Below are 9372 nucleotides of genomic sequence, written 5' to 3'. Positions count from 1 at the left end.
CTGTTCTTCGGAAAATCGCTTCTTCACGTCCAATCTCCTGGTCAGGTGGGATTGGACTCCAAATCGCATCGCTACTCAAAATAGGGGGGACGTCGCCATTGCAAGCGGCTGTCGTGGTTCGCTTCATGCAATAGGCAGATCGGACGCGCCGTTGGAGGCCATCCGCGACTCACCCATCCTGCGAGTTCGTGATCACGCGGGTAGATGCGTTTACCTGAAGTTTTCCGATGTGCGGTTGCCCGGATTTCATCCTTTGACCGTGATAGCAGGCGTCAGGTCATCTGCTTGGAACGTTGGGTCAGGAGCAAGGAATGTCGGAAACGAGACGGTTGGATGGCAATCAGGCGCGTCGGCTGGAGAAACTGGTCGGTATTGCGGATGACCTGGTCGCGGCGGCCATGTACGTGGATCGGATATTGGACGCAGCGCCTGACGGCGAAGTCGAGGCATGGTGGACGGCCGCCCTGGTCCATTACGGTCGGTGCTTCGGCAAGGGCGTCGCGCCCTGGGGTGCCGCCGAGGTGATCGGGAGCCTCGCGGAACTGCTTCAGGTGCGCCACCGCCACTTCAGGAGGCTGCGCGACACGCTGGTTTCCCACCCTGGGGGCGTGGACCACACCTACGCCGCAAAGGCCGTGCGTGATCGCGATGGCCACTTCCGTATCGGCTGCGAACGGGTCCCGATGTTCTCCCTGGGCCGTCTTGAGGCCATGGATTTTTCTGAACTTCTGGATGCGCTGCAGACCCTGGTCGAGCGGCGGAGAGTCAAGGTGGAGAACGATCTCCGGATCCAACTGTCCGGGATGACGGAGCAAGTGTTCGGGCAGATGCCGCATTCCAATGCGGCGGGGAAAACGGATCACCGCGAGACCGACCTGGTACGCGATGCGCCGGGCGACCGGCCGAATTGATGATCCCCCGTTACGATGGAAGCGCGCGCGTAGGATGGGTTGAGCCGAAGGCGATACCCATCGCGTGCAGGGACCGACAACAGCCCGTTGTGATGGCGACAGAAGCAGCGCAACGCAGACCTCAGTCTCTGCCATGCCGTCATATCGATGGGTATCGCCTTCGGCTCAACCCATCCTATGGCTGTCGCTCACCTGCTTTTCAAGCCGGCAACCACTTCCCGCACGCTGAGTCCCAGTTCGAGCTGGAGGCGCACGTATTCGCGTTCTTTGCGCGACAGGTCGCGCCCCATTTCGATGCGTACATCCTCGGCCTCCAGGATGCGCAGGATTCTCGGCATCGCCGAGCCGATGGCGTCCTGCCCGTAACCCGCCTCGCGCAGAGCGGCACCCAGAAGGGCTTCGATGTCCATGATGCGTCCAGATCAATAAAGGTTCCGCATTGTGCACCAGCAACCCGCGATAGGTTGGGCCGAATGGAGTGAAGCCCGACAGCGCCGGCTTTCCGGTGTCCCGATGTTGGGGTTTGCAAGCTCACCCCAAACTATTCCACTGAAATCTCGACGCTGGGTTCGAGTGCCTCACTCCGATCGATCGAGCTAGTTACTAACTGAGTGTAACTTAGGCAATTTCCAACTCGAAATTTTCGCCATTCGAAGGCTCAGCGTGCGCTTAAGCTTATCAAGAAATGGCTTAGTTCTAAGCTCATTCCTGGTACTCGAAGAAGCATCACTGGTATCCACGATATTAACTGCGATTTCCGAATAAAGCTCCATCGCCCGCTTCGCATACTTGGCAATCGCGAATCTGAAATCAGGTGAAACCATCTTATTAAGCGTCAACTTGCTCAAGTCGGAACCAGATCTGTCGATGATCGTGTTTGCAACATAGATACCCCAAGGCGTTCCATGGATACCCAGAATCGCCTTCATGACAGCATCGCTGGTGACGTCTGCAGCCTCCAGCAGCGACGCCCTCTCTATCTCGACTTCTTGTGCCAGAAGCCAAGCAAGCATAACTCTTTCTGCCTTTAGGCCGCGCGGAAAGATGCTTTTATAGGACCTATCGAAAAGCTCAACCTTCTTTGCGACCGCTTCCAGTATCGTGTCGTCGGACATTGCAGCCAAGTACTGGGTTATACGGTCCAACTCAATTCTATTTGGGCTCTTGACCGTCTTAGCTCCTTCCTGCTTCGGGGCATACAAATAGCCGACAACAGAGAACGCATTACGCAAGCCCTCCTGAATTGGATCAAGAAGCCTTACCGCAGAGAGTTTTACAGGATTCTGCGTATTGTTGTACCTGACAATATCGGTGAGCAGCGCCTTCTTCGCACCCACAACACGTACCAGCACTTGCGCCTTTCCCGCAGCAGGTGCCCGTTCTATGGCCCGCGAGAGGCTCGCGGTTGTCTGACACCCATTGACAATTGAAAAACGACTTATCTCGTAACTAGACCCACGCAGACGATCAAAGCTATCCGCAACGATCGTTATTCCATTGTTCAATGCCCAAAAATCACCCGGCCTTGCCTGTGCCGTCTCAACGATTTTTTCGTTGATTCCACCCTTCCTCTCTCCGATGAAAAGGCGCACATTCCCTTCAAACAATTGATTTTTGTACTTTTCATGAAGGCGATAAAGCTCAGAAGCAGGAACAGCCCCAACAATCGCCTGACCGAACTCCCCCTTGACCTCAGCCACTGCACCTACGAAGGAGAGCGTGTCTCGAAGCACATTTCTGTCGGCCGCACGCACGACCAAGAATTTGTCATACAGCGATTCTTGATATTCGTAGAAGAACGCGGCGTCGGACCCATAAGCTTTTGATCGAGTTGCGGTCTCTCGCTGCCGCGAGATCTGATCAGATTTCGCGGCTAGCGTCACCAAGCCAAAGACAAGAGAGTAGTCACTAACATCTATCTCAGTGAGAGTCTCATAGATGTCATGTCTCCCTCCATGTCGAAATGAGACGGGATCCTTAACGTTAGCAACCGCAGCTACTAGTGCGTTCCATTTCTTTATACCAGCACTGCGGTCAGTCCGATCCGAAACGTAGCCCTGAAGCACGTAGACCACTTCTTGATCATGGTCGATGTAGATGAAGTCACACCCTCCATCCTCAGGACCATCAACGGATGCCGCGTCTATCGCGTCATCTTCGTCTATACCCAATAGCGTAGCCGCGTACCATGCAGTTATCGCACGATCCCTTGTTATGCCACCTCTCTTCGCAACCGCGTCGATTGCAGCGAGCATCTCCTTCCTGGGATCAGCCGAGATCGACTTCCCCGAAGCGCTAACCGATGTCGTACCTGCCATGCCTATCTCCTTGTTGGCCCAAGAACAAAGAATCTTCAACCGCTCTAGCTGCTGGAAGCGCGATGAACTAGCGCCCCACCCTCAACACCCCATGGGCGGCAAAAACCCCACCGTCGTAACCTCGACCCACCTCCCTTTCCGCAATACTTCCACCCTCACCCGCACCGCACTGATCGCCACGAACGGCACCACCGTGCCCAGCGCGTCTCCTTCGCCGATGCGGGGAATCCAGTCATCGGCTATCGCCGGATCGCCCTGCGCCACCGCGTACGCACGCACCGCCTGATCCAGTTCCGCACGCGTGTACGTGGGGAAACACGCGTGCTGTTCCGCTGACGGCGTCGGCAACACGAACGACACCGCATCGACCGCCTCCGCCGCCTCCCAGTCCGACACACAGTGCTTCCAGTCCGTGAGATCCAGGTGCGGGCCTTCCGCACTCAGGCCCAGGCTGGTTTCGTACTGCACGCGCACCCGGTACGTTTCGCCCGCCTTCGTCGGCTGCAACTGCAACGTCGCGCCGTACACCTCGTCGCCCAGTTCCAGCGGCACCGTCAACTTCATCGGCACCGCACCTTCGCTCTGCCACCCCGAGAACGAATAGTCCGGACCTTCATGCGCCAATACCCGGAGGCCCGACAACGCCTGCGCCTGCGCCAGCAACGGCGCGCACACCACCCACATCGACAACAGCACGGCCCATGAGCGCGCCGGCTGGATTGCGCGTGATTCCTTCATTCCCTGCTCCCTGCGGGACTCCGACATCCCCGGAGCGGATGGTAGCGCGGCGTGAAGATGTTGCGGGGGTGGAGACCGCGCTCACCCCTCATCCAGCCTTCGGCCCCCTTCTCCCCGCCGCGCGGGGAGAAGCCACATGCCATGCATTCCTGCAAACAGGACCGGAAAGGCCTCGCGGGTCCGTTCGCGGTCATCCTGCGACTGAATGCTGTTTTCCATTGCGCCGCGGGGAGAATAGCCCGCTGAACGCCACTCCACCGATACCCGGATGACTTCACGAAGGCGTGACCGGCGCCGCCCTATGGTCGGGCGAACCACGGATGCGCATGGCGCAAAGGAACACCATGACCATGATCAGACTGCGGGCCACTGGCCCGCGCACCGGCTTCGATGCGCTGGTGACGGCATTGCACGGACTGGACGGTGTGGAACGCGCCGAGGAGCTGGCGGACCTGATGCCGCACATGGACGACGACGATTCCAGTTCCGCCGGCCTCACCGACGATATCGGCGGCAGCGACGTGCATGCACTGGAGATCGCAGTAGGTTCATCGCACGCCGATGCCGTGCGCGATGCTGCCGACGATGTCGCCGCGCAGTATGGCCTGGTGCTTGAGTACGTCGACGACTTCTGAGGCGCGATGGGCGGCCTGCGCTACACCACGGATGCGATGCCCGGCCTGCGCAGGCGCCGCCGCGGGCGTGGCTTCACGTACATGGATGCGCGCGGCCGCGCGGTTCGCGATCCCGCCACGCTTGCGCGCATCCGCCAACTCGCCATACCGCCCGCCTATACCGATGTGTGGATCTGCGCCGATGCGCGCGGCCACCTTCAGGCCACTGGCCGCGACGCACGCGGGCGCAAGCAGTACCGCTACCACCGCGCATGGCAGGCCGAGCGTGGGGCACGCAAGTACGACCGCTTGATCGCATTCGCCGAAGCCCTGCCGCGACTGCGCCGGCAGGTGCGTGCCGATCTCGCCCTGCCGGGCTTCCCTCGCGAGAAAGTGGTGGCGCTGGTCATCGCCCTGCTCGGCCACACCCTGCTGCGGGTGGGTAACGCGAGCTACGCGAAGGAGAACGGCTCGTACGGTCTCACCACCCTACGCAACGTGCACGCGCACTTCATCGCCGGGGGCGAAGTACGCTTCGCCTTCCGTGGCAAGGGCGGCAAGGCACTGGCATCCCGCGTCAGCGATGCGCGCCTGGTGCGGCTGGTGCGCCAGTGCCGACAGCTGCCTGGACAGGCGCTGTTCCAGTATCGCGAACATGGTCGCGTGCAGCGCATCACCTCGGGCGATGTCAACGACTACATGCAGACGCACCTGCATGGTCCGTACACCGCGAAGGATTTCCGCACGCTGGGCGCCACGCTGTATGCCTTCCGTGCCCTGGCGGCGCTGCCACCCCCGACACAGGAAGATGCATCGTCCCGCACGCAGGTGCGGCGTGACGTGCTGCGCGGCGCCGCCGACCTGCTGGGCAATACGCCGCGCATCTGCGAGAAGAACTACGTGGACCCGCGCGTGTTCAGTGGTTGGGAAGATGGCGGCCTGCAGCAGGCCGCCCGCGGTGCGAGCGGCCCGCGGCAATGGGAAACCGCCACGATCCGCTACCTCCGTCGCGTCATGCGCAAGGCGTCATAAGGCACTGAGGCATCCGGCCTGTTGCGGCCATCTCGATGGCGAGGGCTGCGCTTGGATGCCTGCCATGCCGCGCTGTACGGGTTCGCCATGGTGAAGATGTTGTCGCCCTTCTTGCACCGGAAGCCCCGGGGTGCCGTGGCTGCCTCAAAGGCCACTGGCGGTCACCGTGCACTGCAAGCCGAACGTGACCGTCCCACCGACCGGCAGGGTGGGGATGGTGACGCCAGCGCCGAGCAGGCTGCTCACCGGCACCGTCGGTGAAGGGCAGCTCGCGCCACCGGTCGCCGAACAGGTCGCGGTCGTGCTCGGCGTGGTGCAGTCCTGCCCTACCCCCGCCACGTCGGTCAGCAGGACGTTGCTGGCCGCCTGCGGACCGTTGTTGCTCACCACGATCTGGTAAGTCACCACGTCATCACTGACCACCGGATCAGGCGACACAGTCTTCACCACTTGGATGTCCGTCTGCCGCAGCGTGTTGGTGAACGTGCACTCGACATTGGCGCCCGCTGCCGTCGCCGCGGCATCGAGTGCCACGGTGCGATTGGCCAGATCAGGCGTGGCCATGCCACCTGCACCAAGTCCCGTACAGGTGATGTCGGTGACCTGGTAGGTCGCCGGCGTGGTGCTTTCGGTGATCGTGGTGGCGGTGCCGGCTGCGGTCAGTGCCTGGGTGGCGCCGCTCACCGGGCTGCCGGCCGTCGTCGTGGTCAGGGTCTGCGCGACCACGCCATTGGTGCCGGTGAAGCCGAAGCTATCCACGCCACCGATGCTGATCTTGCGGATCGTCAGCTGCGGTGCGGACTGGTCCACATCGGTGGCCGTGTTGTTGGCGGCATTCGTATCGTCGACCGTGCTGGGCGGCGTGATGGTCACCGTGTTGGTCAGATCGCCCGTGAAGCTGGCGGGCACTGTCATCGTGACTTGGTAGGTCGCCACCGCGTTCGGCGGCAGGTCCAGGCCGGTGTCGTTGAGCGCGCCGGTACCGCTGGCGGCGCCGCAACGCGAACCGCCCGAGGTGTTGGCACAGCTCCAGCTCACCGTGGCCGCATCGATGCCCGTCGGGATCGGGTCGCTGACCGTGATGTTCTGCGCGCCGAAGGAGCCGCTGAGGTTGGTCACCACGATGGTATACGTGCGTGTCTCGCCGGGCGAATAGGTGTCGGTCGGCAGATCGTTCGGACCCGATGCCGGTGTATTGGTCTTGGTGACCGACAGATCGGCGTCGAACTGGATGGCTGCGCCCGGGCAGTTGGCACCGTCGCCATTGCTGGCACCCGGCGCAGTACTCATCAGCGTGGCCGCACCCGTTGCAGGATCGATGGCATAAATGGTTGAGCCTCCGCTGGCGAACAGCCCGTTATCGAAACCCCACATCGCAATCGCATTGTTGACCGGGGATGATGATCCGATCGTGGTTACCGTACCGCTGACGGGATCGATGCTGACCAGCGCACCTGCGTTGGAGTTGACACCCCATAGCAGTCCATTGTGCCAAGCGAAGTCGGAGACAGTAATGGACGAACTCAGCGTGACAGCGGTGGCGACCCGCGTGGTGAGGTTGACGCGGTAGAGCGTCGTGCCGCCAAAGCCGGACATCAGGTAATAGTCGCCTGTCGGCGAGATGGCACCGTTGTTGTAGTTCGTAACTGGAAGACCAGCAACCACGCCCAGGTTGACGGTGCTGCCATCCGCCCCCACACGCACCAGTTCATTGCCCGAGAATCCGCCCCATTCCATCGCGTAGATGTAGTTGTCCATCTGGTTGTAGCCGATGCCATTGCGCGGCGCCCCCGAGCCCAGGCTGGCATAGGTGAACGGCGTGCTGGCGTAGCCGACGTTGTACAGCGTGGACAGGGTAGCCCCGGTGTTCGTCTGGTCCAGGAACATCCGCGCATCGCAGGTGCCGAAATCCGGTTGGATCCTGGTATTGGTGAACGTACACGTCAGTTGCGCGCCAGCTACGATCTGGCTACCCGGAATTGTCAGCTGTCCGGTGCTGGTATTGCTCGTAACCGGCACATTGGCGCCGCTGCCGTTGGTGCATTCGATGGAGGAGAGCGTGTAGCCACTGGGAATCACCTCCCTGATGCCGGTATCGGTATTGAACTGCATCAGGTAGGTGGCGGAGGTAGCCGGGTTCGTGGTTGTCGTGTCGAGCGTCAGGCTGGAGGGCAGACCATTAGTGCCATCTGCGAACGAGAAACTACCCGTACCACTCACACTCTGCTTGCGCAGGACCACGCAGGCGGGAACCGTGGCGTCGAACGCCGCATCCGCGGCGGCGATGATCGGCGCCGCGCTATAGGTGGTGGCATAGGTTGCCAGACGGGGGGTACCCACGTCGTAGGCTTGGGTCGACGCCGCCGCTTGGTGCGCGCTGTCGTAAAACGTGCTGCCGCCGCCCTTGCTGGAGAGGGCCCCAAGGTAAACCTGCGCATTGTTGGCGACCGTATCGTCGATGCCGACGCCCACGATCATCGCATTGCGTACGTTCTTCATCCGATTGCTGTAGTAGTACTGCCCCAACGATGTTTCCGATGCCGGCATCGTAGAGATCGAGGTTCCGCCGCCCGATGGATTCTGCAACGCATCAGTCAGGTGGATCACCATCAAGCGCTGAGTGGGCGTAGCGGGTGCCAACGTCGAAGCGCCATAGCTGTCGCCACCGCCCGTACTGCCTCCGCTGAAGAGCGCCCCGTCCAGGATCTTGTACGCATGCTGGGCATAGTCGTCCTGGATGTTCACGCTGAAGTTCGCACCACCACAGTTGTTGCCCTGGAACAAGGGTCCACCACCGAAGCCGAACGAGCGGCACACCCGGTTCGAGGCGCTGTTGCTTCCTGCATAGGCAAAGTCGGCGGGGTTGCTGGACCAGCCACCGGGAATGACACTGCCCGTCGCCAGGTCGATCCTGCAGCCGTCTTCGGTGGACCGCCGTCCCCCTTCGCAGCCGAAATTGACCACCGCCAGGCGGTACCCCGGGCGACTCAGAACGGAACTGGCTATGTTGGCAATGGCCTGCTGCGCCGCGTCGAACTCGCTGTTCGTGATCGAGCTGGAGTTGTCCACGAACAGCAGCACATCCGTCCCCGGAGGCACACCGCAGCTCTGCGCCTGGCCCACCACCGGCACGCCCACTGCGGCGCTCACGACCGCGGACAGCGCAAGCCGCCTGAAAACATTCATTTTTCGATCCCTGATTGATTACTTCTGGGGGAACCGGCATTCGGTCCACAGAGGCAAAGTTCGCAATGTGTGCCGGCCAAGGGACAAAGTGGCCCGGATGCGGCTACGAGGAGTAGCTAGCGGGCGTTCTCGTCGTGCTGTGCACCCCGCCTCGGATGTCGGAATTACATCTTCAACGGATGTATATGCCGACACCCCGGCTCAGCAACCGGAACTGCCCCGCTCGACACCGTCCCGCCACGTTGCCGGCTGTGGCTGCCAAGGTTCTTCCGCCCAACGCCGGTTCCACAAGGTGCGCGGTGGGATGGCCCAGGTGGTGTTCGCTGGCACACCACTGCCCTCCCATACGCCTGCGTGACGAGGGCACGGAACGCCGTTTCGTCGTGTGCGGCCAAGGCGGTGATCTTCTTCGCCAGGTCGCAGGACAGGCGGTTGCCGTCGTCGGTGGCGAGGAACGATTTGCCCGACCAGCGCACCTGCACGCCCGGCCGCGGGACCTCGGGCACCTTTTTGCACAGCCTCGATACAACAGGCGCAGGAACTTGTTCCGGGTTTACAGGGCGATAGCCTCTC

General features: G+C 61.6%; 7 protein-coding genes. 3 read left to right on the top strand and 4 right to left on the bottom strand.

Annotated features, from left to right (window positions below):
- Positions 1-311: 311 nt before the first annotated feature.
- Entirely contained in the window at positions 312-911 is a 600-nt protein-coding gene (locus FB548_RS07295) for a hypothetical protein (RefSeq protein ID WP_142124022.1), read from the top strand.
- Positions 912-1099: 188 nt separating this feature from the next.
- On the opposite strand, the gene FB548_RS07290 is transcribed toward FB548_RS07295, so the two are convergent.
- The 3 genes from FB548_RS07290 to FB548_RS07280 all read right to left on the bottom strand — a co-directional run bounded on the left by FB548_RS07290 (position 1100) and on the right by FB548_RS07280 (position 3967).
- On the bottom strand, positions 1100-1321 hold the full coding sequence (locus tag FB548_RS07290) for a polyprenyl synthetase (protein ID WP_142124021.1): 222 nt from the start codon (positions 1319-1321) through the stop codon (positions 1100-1102).
- A gap of 186 nt (positions 1322-1507) precedes the next feature.
- Positions 1508-3229: an AIPR family protein gene (locus FB548_RS07285; RefSeq protein ID WP_142124020.1), complete on the bottom strand. Its 1722-nt coding sequence runs from the start codon at positions 3227-3229 to the stop codon at positions 1508-1510.
- Positions 3230-3310: 81 nt separating this feature from the next.
- The gene (locus tag FB548_RS07280) at positions 3311-3967 is read right to left on the bottom strand and encodes a hypothetical protein (protein ID WP_142124019.1); all 657 of its coding nucleotides are present in this window, start codon (positions 3965-3967) and stop codon (positions 3311-3313) included.
- A gap of 344 nt (positions 3968-4311) precedes the next feature.
- Here FB548_RS07280 and FB548_RS07275 point away from each other — a divergent pair, with 344 nt between their 5' ends.
- Positions 4312-4602 carry a hypothetical protein gene (locus tag FB548_RS07275; RefSeq protein ID WP_142124018.1) on the top strand — a complete coding sequence of 97 codons (291 nt, stop codon included), beginning with the start codon at positions 4312-4314 and terminating at the stop codon, positions 4600-4602.
- 6 nt (positions 4603-4608) lie between these two features.
- A complete protein-coding gene (locus FB548_RS07270; protein ID WP_255470370.1) occupies positions 4609-5613 on the top strand; it encodes a DNA topoisomerase IB in 1005 nt (334 codons plus the stop codon).
- Between the two features lie 144 nt (positions 5614-5757).
- On the opposite strand, the gene FB548_RS07265 is transcribed toward FB548_RS07270, so the two are convergent.
- Positions 5758-8799: a DUF11 domain-containing protein gene (locus tag FB548_RS07265; RefSeq protein WP_142124017.1), complete on the bottom strand. Its 3042-nt coding sequence runs from the start codon at positions 8797-8799 to the stop codon at positions 5758-5760.
- Between the last annotated feature and the right edge of the window lie 573 nt (positions 8800-9372).

Origin of the sequence: Pseudoxanthomonas sp. 3HH-4, assembly GCF_006716465.1 — a bacterium.
Lineage (GTDB): Bacteria > Pseudomonadota > Gammaproteobacteria > Xanthomonadales > Xanthomonadaceae > Pseudoxanthomonas_A.
The sequence above is the reverse complement of the archived record's forward strand: the minus strand, read 5'-3'. Positions and strand labels throughout refer to the sequence as shown.

Bases quoted from the DNA above. Each gene is read 5' to 3' on its own strand.
- FB548_RS07295 (WP_142124022.1), top strand. From the start codon at position 312: ATGTCGGAAACGAGACGGTTGGATGGCAATCAGGCGCGTCGGCTGGAG.
- FB548_RS07290 (WP_142124021.1), bottom strand. From the start codon at position 1,321: ATGGACATCGAAGCCCTTCTGGGTGCCGCTCTGCGCGAGGCGGGTTAC.
- FB548_RS07285 (WP_142124020.1), bottom strand. From the start codon at position 3,229: ATGGCAGGTACGACATCGGTTAGCGCTTCGGGGAAGTCGATCTCGGCT.
- FB548_RS07280 (WP_142124019.1), bottom strand. From the start codon at position 3,967: ATGAAGGAATCACGCGCAATCCAGCCGGCGCGCTCATGGGCCGTGCTG.
- FB548_RS07275 (WP_142124018.1), top strand. From the start codon at position 4,312: ATGACCATGATCAGACTGCGGGCCACTGGCCCGCGCACCGGCTTCGAT.
- FB548_RS07270 (WP_255470370.1), top strand. From the start codon at position 4,609: ATGGGCGGCCTGCGCTACACCACGGATGCGATGCCCGGCCTGCGCAGG.
- FB548_RS07265 (WP_142124017.1), bottom strand. From the start codon at position 8,799: ATGAATGTTTTCAGGCGGCTTGCGCTGTCCGCGGTCGTGAGCGCCGCA.